Source organism: Deinococcus phoenicis (assembly GCF_000599865.1).
Lineage (GTDB): Bacteria > Deinococcota > Deinococci > Deinococcales > Deinococcaceae > Deinococcus > Deinococcus phoenicis.
This window is the reverse complement of sequence record NZ_JHAC01000001.1, coordinates 1-15,914: the sequence shown is the minus strand read 5'-3', so window position 1 is coordinate 15,914 and position 15,914 is coordinate 1. Positions and strand designations below refer to the sequence as shown.

The window sequence follows — 15,914 nt, the reverse complement described above, 5'->3', positions numbered from 1 at the left end:
AGACTGGCGTCACCTATGAATAAGACGCTGAAGACCCTGACCCTCACCGCTCTGCTGGCTCTGCCCGTGAGTGCCCTGGCCCAGACGGGGACCGACACGACCGGAACCAGCACGACCGGTACCACGGGGACCACCGGGACGGATACGACCGGCACGACCGGCACCGACACGACGGGGACTGACACGACTGGGACAGATACCACCGGGACCGACACGACGGGGACGGGTACCACCGACGCCACGGGGATGCCGGGGACCGATACGACCGGCACCGGCACCACTGGCACGGATACCACCGGGACCGACACGACGGGGACCGATACCACGGGGACCGGAACAACCGATACGGCGGGGACGGTCGGCACGGATACCACCGGTACCGGCACCACGAGCACCGACACCACTGGCACGGCAGGCACCACCGCTACCACGGGGACGACCACCACCAACACCACGACCCGCAGCAATGGTTTCGACTGGGGCTGGCTGGGGCTGGCCGGCCTAATCGGTCTGGCGGGGCTGTCGGGTGGCAGGCGCTACGTGGATACCCGGCCGGCGGCCACCACGACCACCACCACCCGCCGCTGAATATCCAAAAAAAACCGCCGCCCCTGTTGAGGGCGGCGGCTTTTCCTGAGGGCTTTCCTCAAGGCGTCAGTTCAGCACACCCGTCTCGAACCGGAACTTCTGGCCGTCGTAGTCGACGTTCAGCGTGCTGCCTTCCGGCACCTGGCCTTGCAGGATTTCGCGGGCCAGCGGCGTCTCGATCTCGCGGGCAATGGCGCGTTTGAGGGGCCGGGCACCAAAGGCGGGGTCGTACCCGATCTGGGCCAGCTTATCCTTGGCGGCGTCGGTCAGGTGCAGCGTCACCCGGCGCTCACCGAGGCGGCGGCGCAGGCCACTGAGCTGGATGTCCACGATCCGGTGCAGGTCGGCGGCGGTCAGCGCGTCGAACACGATGATGTCGTCCACCCGGTTCAGGAACTCGGGGCGGAAGTTCTGCTGGAGGACGTTCAGCACCTGCTCGCGGATGCTCTCGGCACTGTCTCCCCGCGCCTGGGCTTCCAGAATCAGGGGCGAACCGATATTGCTGGTCATGATGATCAGCGTGTTGCGGAAATCCACCGTGCGGCCCTGCCCGTCGGTCAGGCGACCATCGTCCAGCACCTGCAACAGCACGTTGAACACGTCCGGGTTCGCCTTCTCGATCTCGTCGAGCAGAATCACCGAGTAGGGACGGCGGCGCACCGCCTCGGTCAGCTGGCCGCCTTCCTCGTAGCCCACGTAGCCGGGAGGGGCACCGATCAACCGGGCGACAGTGTGCTTTTCCATGTACTCGCTCATGTCGAGGCGGATCATCGCGTCGGGCGAGTCGAACAGCAGTTCCGCGAGGGCCTTTGCCAGCTCGGTCTTGCCCACGCCCGTCGGTCCCAGGAACATGAAGGAGCCGAGGGGCCGGTTGGGATCGTTCAGACCCGCGCGGGCACGGCGAATCGCGTCGGCCACACTCACGATGGCGCGGTCCTGCCCGATGACCCGGTTGTGGAGCTGCTCTTCGAGGTGCAGCAGCTTCTCACGCTCGCCCTCCATCAGCTTGCTGACCGGAATGCCGGTCCAGCGGCTCACGACGGCGGCGATGTCCTCCTCGGTGACTTCCATGTGGGCGAACTCTGCGCTCTTGAGCTTGCGCTCCAGCTCCTGCACCTCACGCTCTAGTTGCGGCAGCTTGCCGTATTCCAGCTCGGCGGCCCGGCCCAGGTCGTACTCGCGCCGCGCCTTTTCGATGTCGGTCCGCACCTGGTCCAGCGCCTCGCGCTTCTCACGCAGGGCCTGCACCTCGTGTCGCTCGGCCTCCCAGCGGCTGCGCACCTCGCTCAGCTCGTCGGTGACGGCCTTCAGCGCCTCCTCGATGTCCAGCAGGCGATTTTGCGAGTCCTGATCCTTCTCGCGCTTGAGGGCCTCGCGCTCGATCTCCAGTTGCAGTTTGCGGCGTTCGAGCTGGTCGATCCGTTCGGGGCTGCTTTCCAGCGCCATCCGCAGGCGGGCCGCCGATTCGTCGATCAGGTCGATGGCCTTGTCGGGCAGCTGCCGATCGGTGATGTAGCGGTTACTCAACTGCGCGGCGGCCACCAGTGCGGGGTCGGTGATCTCCACGTTGTGGTGGACCTGATAGCGCTCCTTGATGCCGCGCAGGATCGAGATGGTGTCCTCGACGCTCGGCTCGTCCACGAAGACGGGCTGGAAGCGGCGTTCCAGGGCGGGATCCTTCTCGATCTCGCGGTACTCGTCCAGAGTGGTCGCGCCGATCAGGTGCAGTTCGCCGCGCGCCAGCGCCGGCTTGAGCATGTTGCCCGCGTCAGGGCTGCCCTCGGTCTTGCCCGCGCCGACGATGGTGTGAATCTCGTCCACGAAGAGAATCACCTCGCCCGCCGACTGCACCACCTCGTCGATCACGCCCTTGAGCCGTTCCTCGAACTCGCCCCGGAATTTCGCCCCGGCAAGCAGGCTGCCCATTTCCAGCGACACGATGCGCTTGTCCTTGAGGCCCTCGGGCACGTCACCCTTCACGATCCGGATGGCGAGGCCCTCGGCGATCGCGGTTTTCCCGACGCCGGGTTCACCGATCAGCACGGGATTGTTCTTGGTGCGCCTCAGGAGGATCTGCATCACGCGCCGGATTTCCTCGTCGCGCCCGATCACCGGGTCGAACTTGCCGTCGCGGGCGCGCTGCGTCAGGTCGGTGCCGTACTTTTCCAGCGCGTCGAATTGCTGTTCAGCGGTTTTGGTGGTCACGGTTTTTCCTTTCCGGGCGTCCGTCACGGCTTGCCGCAGGACAGCTTCGGGGGGCAGGCCGGGGGCACGACTCTCGGCGCGCAGGGCCAGCAGCAGCGTGTCGGCGGCAATGAATGAATCCCCCAGGGCCTGCGCTTCCTTCTCGGCCCCCTGCAAGGCGCGGTTCAGCGCCGGATCGAGATACAGGTTTTCCCCGCCCCCCTGCACGCGCGGCAGTTTGGCGAGTTCGGCGTCGAGGGCCTGCCGGATGACCGCCAGGTCGCCCCCGGCGGCCGTCAGCGCGCGGGCGGCGGTGTCGTTGTCGAGCAGCGCGCGCAGGACGTGCGCCACGGTCAAGGTCTGTTGCTGGTTGGATTGTGCGAGTTGCTGTGCGCCGGCCAGAGCCTGCGTCGCCGCCTCGGTAAAGCGTTCGGGATTCAAAGTGATGGCCTCCTCAAGTCCCTCCATTCTGGGACTTGAGTGTGGTCATGTCAAGTTTATGGAGTGCTAACGATGGTGGTCAAGCTGGCAGAAGGCGGGGAAGGTCGAGCTGTTCGCGCTCGCCTTCCCCGCCTTCTGCTGCGGTCCGGGTTACTCGTCGCCCAGGTACGCCTTGCGGACGCTCTCGTCCTGCGCGATATCGGCGGCGGGGCCACTGAGTTTGATCTCGCCGGTTTGCAGCACGTAAGCCCGGTCGGCAATCGCCAGGGCCATGCTGGCGTTTTGCTCGACCAGCAAGATCGTGGTGCCGCGTTCCTTGTTCAGCTGCTCGACGATGTCGAAGATCGCCTCCACGAACAGGGGCGAGAGGCCCATGCTGGGTTCGTCCAGCAGCAGCAGCCGGGGATTCACCATCAGCGCACGGGCAATCGCCAGCATCTGCTGCTCGCCGCCCGACATGGTGCCGCCCAGCTGCGACTCGCGCTCCTTGAGGCGGGGAAACAGCGCAAAGCCTTCCTGAATGCGCTGCTCGATCAGGCGGCGGTCCATCACGGTATACGCGCCGACTTCCAGGTTCTCCCGCACCGTCAGTTGCGGGAAGATGCGGCGGCCTTCGGGCACGTGGCTCATGCCCCGGCTCATGATCGTGTAGGACGGCACGCCGGTCACGTTCTGGCCCTCGTAGGTCACGGTCCCGGTCCGGGGCTTCATCATGCCGCTGATGGTGCGCAGCGTGGTCGTCTTGCCCGCGCCGTTGCCGCCGATCAGGGCCACGATCTCGCCGGTGTTCACGGTCATGTTCAGACCCTTGAGCGCCTGAATCTGGCCGTAGTAGGTGTGGATGTTCTGCAACTCCAGCATGGGGGCACCCACCGTCCGGGGGGTTCCCGCGATCACTTGCGTCTCAGGCATTCTGCCCCGCCTCCTTGCCGTACTCGCCCGCCGCCGCGCCGCGCCCCAGGTACGCTTCCATTACGCGCGGGTCGTTGCGGACCTGATGGGGCAGGCCCTCGCTGATCTTGGTGCCGTAATCCAGCACGGTGATGTTTTCCGACAAGGTCATCACCAGGCGCATGTCGTGTTCGATCAGGACCACCGTCACGCCCAGGTCGTCGCGGATCCGGCGAATCAGGGCCTTGAGGTCTTCGGTTTCGCGGGGGTTCATGCCCGCCGCCGGTTCGTCGAGAAGCACCAGCTTGGGGGTGGTCGCCAGCGCGCGGGCGATCTCCAGCTTGCGCTGGTCGCCGTAGGGCAGGTTGGTGGAGAGTTCGCCCCGCCAGCGGCTCAGGCCCACGAAATCCAGCAGCACCGAGGCCGTCTCGTGCGCGTTGTCCTCGTCGCGGTGAAAGGTGCGGTTGCGCAACACCGCGTCCCAGAACCCCGTCTTCAGCCGAGTGCCGCGCCCCAGCATGATGTTTTCCTCGGCGGTCATGCTGGGAAACAGGCGGATGTTCTGGAAAGTGCGCGCGATGCCGGCGCTGACCACCTGATCGGGCCGCAGCCCCACCAGATTCTGCCCCGCCAGCGTGATCGTGCCCCTGTCCGGCGCGTAGATGCCGGTAATCAGGTTGAAAAAGGTGGTCTTGCCTGCCCCGTTCGGCCCGATCACACTGATGATGCTGCGCTCGGGGACCTGGAACGTCACGTCGTTCACGGCGGTCAGGCCACCGAAAGTCTTGGTGAGGTGCTGCACGTCGAGGAGGCTCATCGTTCACTTCCTGTGCGGTCGTTTTCCTTCATGGTGCTCAGGCCGGGGGAGAACACTTCGCTCCCGGTGTCGCCCTCCAGCTGGTTCTGGGTCACCAGACTGTCCGGGGCCGGTTCGTCGGCGTGCATCTCGGCCTTGCGCCGGGCGCTGGGCAGCAGCCCTTCGGGGCGGTAGAGCATCATCAGCACCAGCACCAGCCCGAAGATCAGGCGCTGGTACTTGCTGGGGTCGAGGTTCTGGTTCAGGTTGGGAAAGCTCTGCTGCAACACTTCCGACAGGGTGGGCAGCACCATCAGGTTCAGCAGCGTGACCACGACCGCGCCCAGGAACACCCCGGCGATGTTGCCCATGCCGCCCAGAATCACCATGCTCAGCACACCGATGGACTGGAAGTAGTCGAAGCTCTTGGGGTCGATGAAGTTCTGCTTGGCCGCGAAGATCACGCCCATCGCCCCGGCGAAGCTCGCGCCGGTGGCAAAAGCCAGCAGCTTGGTCCGCAGCAGCGGCACGCCCATCGCCTGCGCGGCGATCTCGTCCTCGCGGATGGCGACCCAGGCCCGCCCGATCTTGGAGCGGTCGAGGCGGTAGTTGACCAGAATCACCACGGCGATCACGACCAGCACCAGGAAGTACAGGAAAAACAGCCGGTACTGGTCTTCCGAGAAGCCCAGGTTCTGCGCCAGCGTGTTCAGCCAGGGCACCGGCGCGCTCTCGATGGGCGTGATGCCCTGCGGCCCGTTTGTTACGTCGAGGTTGTTGGCGAAGATGCGGACCACCTCGCCCAGCCCCAGCGTCACGATGGCGAGGTAATCGCCCTTCAGCTTCAGCACGGGCAGGCCGATCAGCACGCCCACCAGCGCCGCCGCCAGCACCCCCAGCGGAATAAAGAGCCAGAACAGGTTGGGATTCACGCCGTTGGCAAAGACCGGGTTCCCGGTGACGGCCCCGAGCTGCGGGCTGCCGAACACGCCCCACAAGTAAGCCCCCACCGCGAAAAAGGCGATGTAGCCCAGGTCGAGCAGGCCCGCCAGGCCCACCACAATATTCAGCCCCAGTGCCAGCGCCGCGAAGATCAGCATCTGGATCACCAGATCGAAGTAGGACGTATTGTCGCGCCCCATGAAGGGCAGCACGAAGCCGATGCCGACGGCAAATACCAGGGTCTTGGCCCAACCCGCCGCGCGCCACTGGTACGCGAACAGCAGCGAGAGCAGGAACGCGCCGAACAGGACGGGCGCCAGCAGCCGCGCCGGACCGTCGGCCACGAAGCCGCGCATGAAGATCAGCAGCAGGGCCGTCACGGCGGTGTAGGCGAGCAGCGCCAGGGTCCGGTCGCCCCCGAGGCCGCGTGGAGATGCAGAAAGGCTGGTCACGTTACACCTTCTCCGTGGTGGCCTTGCCGAGCAGGCCTGCGGGTTTGAGGAACAGGATCAGGATCAGCGCCAGGAACGCGCCGATGTCCTTGTATTCGGCCTTGATGGCCCCCAGCCAGGCCAGGCCGGGGATGCTGCCGAACAGGCTGATCACGCCCAGTAGCGTCTCCAGCCAGCCCAGCACCAGCCCGCCCAGCACCGCGCCGGGAATGTTGCCGATGCCGCCCAGCACCGCCGCCGTAAAGGCCTTGAGGCCAGGCACCGTGCCGCTGTAGGCGTTGAGGGCCTGGTACTTCATCGCGAACATCACGCCGCCCAGGCCGCCCAGCGCCCCGCCGATCAGGAAGGTCAGGCTGATGATGCGGTTGGCGTCGATGCCCATCAGGCCCGAGGTCTGCCGGTCGTGGGCGACGGCGCGAATCGCGCGGCCCAGCCGGGTGTGGTTGACCAGCAGGTTCAGGCCGACCAGCATCAGCGCCGCCACCACGATCAAGATCACGTCCTTGACCTGTAGGTTCAGCACACTGATGTTGATGCCCAGGACCGACGTGATGGGATTGGCGAAGCCCTGCGGCAGCGGGACACTCAGGTCGAACTGGCCCCGCAGCCCCACCAGAAAGCGCAGGAGGTCTTGCAAGACCAGCGAGACGCCGATGGCCGTGATCAGCGGGACCAGCCGCTGAGCGCCGCGCAGGGGCCGGTAGGCCAGCCGCTCGATCAGCACGTTCAGCAGGCCCGACACGGCCATCGCCGCCAGACCCGCCAGCAGCAGCTTCACGTAGCCGTTCATCGCCACGCCCTGCAGGCCGCTGAAGACCAGGTAAGCGATGATCCCGCCCGTGATGAAGACCTCGCTGTGCGCGAAGTTGATGAGTTGCAGCACGCCGTACACCATCGTGTAGCCCAGGGCCACGATGGCGTACAGCACGCCGAGGCTCAGGCCGCCGACCAGCACCTGAAGCAGAATATTACCGACCGTCTGTAGATCCATGTCTCACCTGACCGTACCGCTCGAGAACCGTTGCCTTGGAAACCGTGGCCTGGACTGCCGCCCACTGCTGAGGGGAGCGAACGGTCTGACCCGCGCGCTCCCTACAACGTGGGAGAACGTCCCTTACTTGCGGCTGACGTTGATGATACCGCCCGTGCTGCGCTTGCCGTCCTTGACGGCGATCACGTACATCTTGGCGGTGGTGCGGTCGCCGTTCTTGTCGAACTTGACCTGCCCGGTCAGGAGGTTGTTGAAGGTGCTGCCGCGCACGGCCGTCTCGACCTGGGCACGGGTGGGCACCTTGTTCCCGGCGGCCTTAGAGGCGTTCAGGATGCCCTGAAGCACGACCTTCGCCGAGTCGTAGCTCATGACACCGAAGCCCTGGATCTCGCTGCCGAAGGTCTTCTTGTAGCTGGCCGCCGCCGCTTTGGCCGCCGGCACCGCGTCCACAGGCGGCGCTCCGGTGGTGAAGTAGATGTTGTTGGCGCCGCTGCCCGCCAGCTTGGTCAGCTCGTTGCTGTCGTAGCCGTCGCCGCCCACCAGGGGAATCTGGATGCCCTTGTCGCGCAGCTGCTTGGCAAAGGGACCGACCTGCCCGTACACCGCTCCGAAGTAGATCGCGTCGGGCTTGAGCGCCTGAAGCTTGGTGATGATGGCCGTGAAGTCCCGTTCCGTATCGGCCACACCCTCGTTTTGCACGATGGTGACGCCCCGGGCCTGCATGGTCTTGGCCGCCTGATCCGCTAGCCCCTGACCGTAAGGGGTCTTGTCGTTCAGCACGTACACGCGCTTGGCCTTGAGAGTTCCTGCCACGAAGTTGCCGCCCGCTGGCCCCTGGGCATCGTCGCGGGTGCAGAGCCGGTTGATGTTCTTCAGGCCCCGGTCCGTGACCGTGTTGCTGGTGGTCGAGGGGCTGACCATCACCACGTGGCTGGGCGCCAGGGCAGCGCTGGCGGGAATCGCCACGCCGCTGTTCAGGGGACCGACCACCCCCAGAATGCTCTTGTCGGCCACGATCCGGCGGGCCGCCGCCGTCCCGGTCGCCGGATCGGCCTGATCGTCGTAGGCGACCAGCTGAAGGGTCATGCCGGCCTTAGCAAACTGGGCCTTCATGTCGTTGATGGCCAGCTGCGTGCCATTCTTGATCTGGAGGCCCAGGTTACTGGTGCTGCCCGACAGCGGGCTGATGGTGGCGATCTTGACGACGGTGGCGGCCTGGGCACTTCCCAGAGCCAGGGCGGCCACGACGGCAACGCTCAAGGTGGGTTTCTTCATACGTCCTCCGGAATAGTGCGCGCTGCGCCTTGATGAGATGCCCGATTGTAGGGACGCCTAAAGATCAAGTCAATGGGGAACTCATGAAAAATCCTGCAACCGGTACAATTTTTCATCCGGATCCAGGCTCTATTGTTGCCAAAAAGTTGAGGATGACGATTCCGAGTTGCGCGAGCTGCTGGTGTCTGCCCCAAAGGGTCGGGAATCCGCCGGGTCTAAAAATCAGCGCTTTCGACGGCTGGTGTTTTCGGGGAACCTCGGGGTGCGGGAACATGGTGGCCTGTCTTCAGAAAAGCCACGCGGCCGACTGTGCAGGAGAGTGAACCCCTCTCCAGGGCACAACCGACCGCGTGACTCTGTTCCGGATTGATCCTCAAGGTGGGCGGCGGCTTGCGGGTCGCCGCCCTGACAGGCGTTACTTGCGGGTGATCGTGACGGTCCCGGCGGTGCTGCGGTTCCCGTCCTTGACGGCGATCACGTACATCTTGGCGGAGGTGCGGTCGCCGTTCTTGTCGAACTTGACCTGCCCGGTCAGCACGTTGTAGGTGCCGGCCCGCACCACCGTCTCGACCTGGGTGCGGGTGGGCGCCTTGTTTCCGGCGGCCTTGGAGGCGTTCAGGATGCCCTGGAGTACCACTTTGGCAGCGTCGTAGCCCATCACGCCGAAGCCCTGGATGTCGCTCCCGAAGGTCTTCTTGAAGTTGGCGGCGACGGCCTTGGCCGCCGGCACCGCGTCCACGGGCGGCGCGACCGTCGTGAAGTAGATGTTGGTGGCCCCGGTGCCCGCCAGCTTGACCAGGTCATCGCTGTCGTAGCCGTCCCCGCCTATGATGGGCGTCTGGATGCCCTTGTCGCGCAGCTGCTTGGCGAAGGGACCGACCTGCCCGTACAGGCCGCCGAAGTAGATCGCGTCGGGCTTGAGGGCCTGAAGCTTGGTGATGATGGCCGTGAAGTCCCGCTCCTCGGCGGCGACACCCTCGCTCTGCACGATGGTCGCGCCCTTGGCCTTCAGCTCTTTTTCGGCCTGCTCGGACAGTCCCTGGCCGTAGGGCGTCTTGTCGTTCAGGACATAGATGCGCTTGGCCTTGAGGGTGTCCAGCAGGAAGTCGGCGCCCGCCGGCCCCTGAGAATCGTCACGGGCGCAGATGCGGTTCATGTTCTTCAGGCCGCGGTCGGTCACCTTCTCGTTGGTGTTGGCCGGGCTGACCATCACCACGTGGCTCGGGGCCAGCACCGCGCTGGCGGGAATCGCCACGCCGCTGTTCAGGGTGCCCACCACACCGAGAATGCTCTTGTCGGCACCCACACGGCGGGCGGCGGCGGTGCCGGTGGCGGCGTCGCCCTGATCGTCGTAGGCGACCAGTTCGAGGGTCATGCCGGCCTTGGCGAACTGGGGCTTCATCTCGTTCACGGCGAGCTGGGCACCGTTCTTGATCTGGAGGCCCAGGTTGCTGCTGCTGCCCGACAGAGGGCTGATGGTGGCGATCTTGACGACCGTGGCGGCGTGGGCGCTGCCGAGTGCGAGAGCGGCCAGCAGAGAAATGCTCAGGGCGGTTTTCTTCATGCGTCCTCCAGGGGATATTGCTGCGCTTGCGCGCCTGTGTTGAGATGCGACCAATTCTAGGGAGGTCTTAAAGGGAAGTCAATGTGGCACTCATGAGCGAATGGGCAATAAGAGAGTGGTCAGATTCCCTTTGGAAATACTGAGTTGCGTAGTCCGGTAAGAAGCAGCAATATCTCTCGGGTTAAAGCCCGTCACACTTGGCTCACAGGCTGGTGACGGGCGGATGGGGGGTGCTGCTGGGGGCAAGGTGTGCTGCCTGGACGCCCTCAGATCAGGTCGAGGGCGCGTTCCAGTTCCCAGGGGTGGACCGTCGTGCTGTATTCGCGCCACTCGGCCCGCTTGGCCGCCACGAAATGCTCCATGACGTGGTCGCCCAGTGCACCCGCCACCACAGGGTCCTTTTCCAGCTCGTCCACGGCCTCGCGCAGGTCGGCGGGCAATTCGCGGATGCGGTGGTGCCGCTTCTCGCGTACGGTCATCCTGAAGATGTTGCGGGCGATGGCGGGGGGCGGCTCCAGCTCCTGGGCAATCCCGTCCAGACCCGCCGCCAGCATGGCAGCCAGGGCCAGGTAAGGGTTGCAACTGGGATCGGGCATCCGCACCTCGGCGCGGGTGGAATTGCCGCGCTTGGCCGGAATGCGAATCAGGGCCGTGCGGTTGCTGGTGCTCCAGGCGACGTTCACCGGGGCCTCATAGCCGGGTACCAGCCGCTTGTAGCTGTTCACCAGCGGGTTGGTGATGGCCGTCATGCCGCCCGCGTGTTCCAGCACCCCCGCGATGAAGTGCCGCGCCGTGGCCGACAGGCCGTGTTCACCAGCCGGGTCCGCGAAGGCGTTGTGCCCCTCCCGGAAGAGGCTGAGGTGACAGTGCATCCCCGAGCCGTTCACGCCCGCGATGGGCTTGGGCAGGAAGCTCGCCAGCAGCCCGTGTTCCAGCGCCACCCGCTTGACCACGAACTTGAAGGTGGCGATGCGGTCGGCGGTTTCCAGCGCGGGGGCGTAACGGAAGTCGATCTCGTGCTGGCCGGGGGCGACCTCGTGGTGGGCCGCCTCGATCTCGAAGCCCATCTGCACCAGCTTTTGCGTGATCTCGCGCCGGATGCGCTCGCCCTTGTCGATCGGCGCCAGGTCGAAGTACCCGGCCCGGTCATGCGTGACGGTGCTGCCCACGCCTGCCGCGGTGCGCTCGAACAGGAAGAACTCGGGTTCGGTGCCCACGAACATCTCGAAGCCCAGGGTGCGCGCGCGCTCCACCTGCCGCCTCAGCACAAAGCGGGGGTCACCCTCGAAAGGGGCGCCGTCCGGCAAGGTCACGTCGCAGATCAACCGGGCGATCCGGCCCCCCAGAGCGTCCTCGGGCGAGAAGGGCGGATAGATCAGGAACGTGGAGAGGTCGGGCGAGAGCAGCATGTCGCTTTCCTCGACGCGGGTAAAGCCCTCGACCGCGCTGCCGTCGAAGGTCACGTCGCCCCGCAGCGCCTTTTCGAACTGCGAGCGCGGCACTTCCACGTTCTTGGTGGTGCCGAGGATATCGGTGAATTGCAGGCGCAGAAATTCCACGCCCTCGGCGCTGAGGGTGGCGAGCAGGTCCTGGGCAGTCTGTGGGGGGGACGGGGTGAGTGTCATGGAATCAAAGCCTCCGGGCTGCGCTGACCGTAGCGGGCGCGAGGGGAGCCGCGCAAGCCTGCCGGGCAATCGGCGTCCGCTCTGTCACCCACTTTATGGCTTTCCGCCCAGAAAGACGGGAACAAACTGCAAAATGCCCGGCACTGGACTCACATGAAAAGATTCATCTGTGCAGCTTGTCACCCCTTCATTGACCGGATTGCTGCCCGCGCCTATACTCGCGGCGTCGCAGGGAGGATTCCGCCCGCTCTCACCCTGCCTGGAGGAAGCCCGCATGAACCACGACTTTGACGTGATTTCCGCCGCGCGCAACTGGCGCGTTGATGCCCCCGCGCCCATGCCGCCCGCCCAGGTCGTCGGTGAACTGTTCGCCAGTGACGTGCTCACCCTCGAAGAACTCAAGACCCGCCTCAGCAAGCCCGACTACAAGAGCCTGCGCGCGACGGTGGAGCGCGGCGAGCGGCTCGACCCGGCGATTGCCGACATGGTCGCCCTCGCCATGAAGACGTGGGCGATGGAGAAGGGCGCGACGCACTACACTCACTGGTTCCAGCCGCTGACGGGCGCGACCGCCGAGAAGCACGATTCCTTCGTGTCGCCCAACGGCGACGGCCTGGCGATGGCGACCTTCAGCGGCAAGGAACTGATTCAGGCCGAACCCGACGCTTCGTCGTTCCCGTCCGGCGGCCTGCGCGCCACCTTCGAGGCGCGCGGCTACACCGCCTGGGACCCCAGCAGCCCGGCCTTCATCATGCGCCACGCCAACGGCGCGACCCTGTGTATCCCGACCGTCTTCGCGTCCTGGACGGGGGAGGCGCTCGACAACAAGACGCCGCTTCTGCGCTCCGGCGAGGCGCTGAACAGGGCTGTCACGCCCGCGCTGCACCTTTTCGGGGCCACCCTGGGCACGCAGGTGGGCAGCAGCCTGGGGGCCGAGCAGGAATACTTCCTGATTGCCGAGGAATACTTCTACCGCCGCCCCGACCTGGTGATGACGGGCCGCACCCTCTTCGGCGCGCAGCCCCCGCGCGGGCAGGAACTCGAAGACCATTACTTCGGTGCGATTCCCGACCGGGTGCTGAGCTTCATGACCGACGCCGAGCTGCAACTGTACGCCCTGGGGATTCCGGTCAAGACCCGCCACAACGAGGTCGCGCCCGGCCAGTTCGAGATCGCCCCGATCTACGAGAACAGCAACGTGGCCGCCGACCACCAGCAGCTGATCATGCAAGTGCTGCGTAACACCGCCCGCAAGTACGGCCTGGTGTGCCTGCTGCACGAAAAGCCCTTCGCGGGCGTGAACGGCTCGGGCAAGCACTGCAACTGGAGCATGGCGACCGACGCGGGCGAGAACCTGCTGGAACCCGGCGACACGCCCCACGAGAACCTGCAATTCCTGTTCTTCTGCTCGGCGGTCATCAAGGCGGTCGACGAGCATCAGGACCTGCTGCGCATCAGTGTCGCCAGTGCCAGCAACGACCACCGCCTCGGCGCGAACGAGGCCCCGCCCGCCATCATCTCGATCTTTCTGGGCAGCGAACTGACCGAGATCCTCGACCGCCTGGAAAGCGGTCAGGGCGGACGCGGGACCGAAGCGGGCCTGCTGGGCCTCGGCTCCAGCGTGCTGCCGCCCATTCCGCGCCACGCCGGGGACCGCAACCGCACCAGCCCCTTCGCCTTTACCGGCAACAAGTTCGAGTTCCGCGCGGCGGGCAGCAGCCAGAGCATCAGCTTTCCGGTCACGGTGCTGAACACCATCGTCGCGGACGCGGTGCAGGGCCTCACCGCCGAGCTGAAGGCGAAGCTGGACGGCGGCGCGGACCTCGATACGGCGGTCGGTGAGATCGTACGGGCCACCTACACCCGGCACAAACGCACCGTGTTCAACGGCGACGGCTACAGCGAGGAGTGGCACCGAGAGGCCGAACAGGAACGCGGCCTGCTGAACCTCCGCACCAGCCTGGACGCCATCCCGCACCTGACCGATCCCGAGAATGTGGCGCTGTTCGAGAAGTTCGGCGTGCTGACCGGGCGCGAGTTGGCGGCCCGTCAGGAAATCATGTACGACATCTACTTCAAGACGGTGAACATCGAGGGCGAGACGACCGAGCACATCGCCCAGACGCTGATCCTGCCGGCCGCCGCCGGGTATCTGGCCGACCTCGGCGCCGTGAAGATCCCCAGCCGTGCCCTCGACGCCACGGCCACCGAAGTCGCGGGCCTGACCGACGAACTGTACGACGCCCTCCAGACCCTGCGGGAACAGAACCGGGCACTCGGCGGCGACGAGATTCACGAGAAGGCCCACCACGTCCGTGACCACGTCCTGCCCGCCATGCGGGAGGTGCGTCAGGCCGCCGACCGGCTGGAAAAGGTCGTGGCCGACCGGCACTGGCCGCTGCCGACCTACCGGCAACTGCTGTTCGTGAAGTAGCGTTCGGCCTTTGCCGGCCCGCCTCCGGCAAAAGAAGCCCGGCAAAAAAAGCAGGGGAGCTGTCCGCGTCCGGACGGCTCCCTTCTGCGCCGGGCAGGTTCTGTGTCATGACGGCTGATCCTGGCGGCTGACCGCTGGTAGACTGACGCTGTGCTGAACATGCTGCGCAAGCCGTCCGTCACGCCCGAGAGCCTCGCGGCGGGACTGGCCGAGCTGGGGCTGGACGGCTCACAGCACGTCATGGTCCACGCCAGCCTCAAGGCCTTCGGACATCTGGAAGGCGGCGCGCGGACCGTGGTGGAGACGCTGGCCACGCGGACGGCCACGCTGGTGGCCCCGGCCTTCACCTACCAGACCCTGCTGCGGCACGCCACGTCCCCCGTCCACGCCCGTTTTCACCGGGATTCCAGGGTCAGCCGCGATATCGGGCGGGTGCCGCAGGAACTGGTGGAACGGGCCGACGCCCTGCGCAGCTTCCATCCCACTCTCAGCTTCATTGCCCTGGGCGCGGAGGCGGAGCGGGTCACGGCGGCGCAGACGCTCGCCAGTCCGTACCAGCCCATCGGGGCGCTGTACGACCTGAACGGATACGCCCTGCTGATGGGCGTGGACTTTGGCAGCAATACGTCCGTGCATTACGGCGAACACGTGGCGGGCATGCCGCTGCTCACGCGTTACGTGCCGCTGGAGGGTCAGGTGCTGCCCACCGCCTTTCCCAACTGCTCGGCGGACTTCGAGCGGCTGGCTCCGCAGGTGCGCGGCCGGTCCACCCGCGTCGGAAATGCCACGCTGCGCCTGTACCGCGTCCGTGACCTGGTGGACGCCACCGTGCGCCTGCTGACCCAGGACCCCGAGGCGCTGCTCTGCACCTATCCGGGCTGCCGCTGCCAGGAGGTCCGCAAGCTGGTGCGCACGCAGGGCCTGACACCGCGCCCCCACCGGCCCGCGTGACCCGGCCCCTCTACCACGAAGCCCCCACCCGCCTGACGTTCACGGCGACGGTGACGGAGGTGCGGGAGGGTGCCGCCGCGCTGGACGCCACGGCCTTCTACCCCGAGGGCGGCGGCCAGAACGGGGACGCGGGCGTGCTGCGCTGGCCTGGGGGCGAGGTCCGGGTGCGCGAGACCCGCAAAGACCGGGCGAGCGGGATGATCTGGCATGAGCTGGCAGGGCCTGCGGGAGGTGTGTCTGCGGGAACTGTGCCTGCGGTCGGCACGCCCGTCACCGGCGAGGTGGACGCGGCGCGGCGCTGGCGCAACATGGCGCGGCACAGCGCGGAACATCTGCTGGCCCAGGCTTTTCACCGCGTGAATCCGGCCTTCGGGGTGGCGGCGGTCAGCATGCGGAATGCCGAGGGCACCCTCGACCTGACCGGCGACCCCACCGAGGCCGACATCCAGGCCGCCGAGGCGCTGCTGCGGGAGACGCTTGCCCGCACCGACCTGACGCTGGACACGCCCACGGTCCCCGAAACCGAACTGCACCGCTATCCCCTGCGCCGCGAGGCGAAGGTGCGCGGGAACGTCCGGCTGGTGATCTTCCGCGACGCCGGGGGCACCCCCTTCGACGTGAGTGCCTGCGGCGGCACCCACGTTCCCCGGGCCAGCCTGGCCGCCCCGGTGGTCGTGCTGCGGTCCGAGCGCATCCGGGGTGGCCTGACCCGCGTGGTCTTCATGGCGGGGGAGGAGGCGAGCGAGTATCTGTCGGGCGTCTACCGGGAGGCCCGCACCC

12 protein-coding genes are annotated in these 15,914 nt (G+C 66.5%); 4 read left to right on the top strand and 8 right to left on the bottom strand.

Annotated features, from left to right (window positions below; translation table 11 throughout):
• Positions 1-15: 15 nt before the first annotated feature.
• Positions 16-588 (top strand): hypothetical protein, encoded by a 573-nt coding sequence (locus DEIPH_RS20505; RefSeq protein ID WP_051517027.1) that lies wholly within the window; start codon positions 16-18, stop codon positions 586-588.
• 66 nt (positions 589-654) lie between these two features.
• On the opposite strand, the gene clpB is transcribed toward DEIPH_RS20505, so the two are convergent.
• The 8 genes from clpB to glnA all read right to left on the bottom strand — a co-directional run bounded on the left by clpB (position 655) and on the right by glnA (position 11,749).
• Positions 655-3,213 carry an ATP-dependent chaperone ClpB gene (gene clpB / locus DEIPH_RS00055; protein WP_034351902.1) on the bottom strand — a complete coding sequence of 853 codons (2,559 nt, stop codon included), beginning with the start codon at positions 3,211-3,213 and terminating at the stop codon, positions 655-657.
• Between the two features lie 150 nt (positions 3,214-3,363).
• Positions 3,364-4,125, bottom strand: a complete 762-nt coding sequence (locus DEIPH_RS00050) for an ABC transporter ATP-binding protein (protein WP_034351900.1) — start codon at positions 4,123-4,125, stop codon at positions 3,364-3,366.
• Positions 4,118-4,921, bottom strand: a complete 804-nt coding sequence (locus tag DEIPH_RS00045; protein ID WP_034351898.1) for an ABC transporter ATP-binding protein — start codon at positions 4,919-4,921, stop codon at positions 4,118-4,120. Before DEIPH_RS00045 ends, DEIPH_RS00050 begins: the two co-directional genes overlap by 8 nt.
• A complete protein-coding gene (locus tag DEIPH_RS00040; protein ID WP_034351896.1) occupies positions 4,918-6,294 on the bottom strand; it encodes an ABC transporter permease subunit in 1,377 nt (458 codons plus the stop codon). The genes DEIPH_RS00045 and DEIPH_RS00040 overlap by 4 nt, the downstream gene beginning before the upstream one ends.
• Position 6,295: 1 nt before the next feature.
• Positions 6,296-7,285 (bottom strand): branched-chain amino acid ABC transporter permease, encoded by a 990-nt coding sequence (locus DEIPH_RS00035; protein WP_034351894.1) that lies wholly within the window; start codon positions 7,283-7,285, stop codon positions 6,296-6,298.
• A gap of 123 nt (positions 7,286-7,408) precedes the next feature.
• A complete protein-coding gene (locus DEIPH_RS00030) occupies positions 7,409-8,560 on the bottom strand; it encodes a branched-chain amino acid ABC transporter substrate-binding protein (RefSeq protein ID WP_034351892.1) in 1,152 nt (383 codons plus the stop codon).
• Between the two features lie 415 nt (positions 8,561-8,975).
• Positions 8,976-10,124, bottom strand: coding sequence for a branched-chain amino acid ABC transporter substrate-binding protein (locus DEIPH_RS00025; protein WP_034351891.1), 1,149 nt, complete (start codon positions 10,122-10,124; stop codon positions 8,976-8,978).
• 266 nt (positions 10,125-10,390) lie between these two features.
• On the bottom strand, positions 10,391-11,749 hold the full coding sequence (gene glnA / locus DEIPH_RS00020) for a type I glutamate--ammonia ligase (protein WP_034351890.1): 1,359 nt from the start codon (positions 11,747-11,749) through the stop codon (positions 10,391-10,393).
• Positions 11,750-12,023: 274 nt separating this feature from the next.
• On the opposite strand from glnA, the gene DEIPH_RS00015 reads away from it, so the two are divergent.
• The 3 genes from DEIPH_RS00015 to DEIPH_RS00005 form a co-directional block, all read left to right on the top strand.
• Positions 12,024-14,183: a glutamine synthetase III family protein gene (locus tag DEIPH_RS00015; RefSeq protein WP_034351888.1), complete on the top strand. Its 2,160-nt coding sequence runs from the start codon at positions 12,024-12,026 to the stop codon at positions 14,181-14,183.
• Positions 14,184-14,333: 150 nt separating this feature from the next.
• The gene (locus tag DEIPH_RS00010; RefSeq protein ID WP_034351886.1) at positions 14,334-15,134 is read left to right on the top strand and encodes an AAC(3) family N-acetyltransferase; all 801 of its coding nucleotides are present in this window, start codon (positions 14,334-14,336) and stop codon (positions 15,132-15,134) included.
• The coding region (locus tag DEIPH_RS00005; RefSeq protein WP_034351884.1) for a serine-tRNA(Ala) deacylase AlaX at positions 15,131-15,914 on the top strand (784 nt) is incomplete at its 3' end. The genes DEIPH_RS00010 and DEIPH_RS00005, both read left to right, overlap by 4 nt.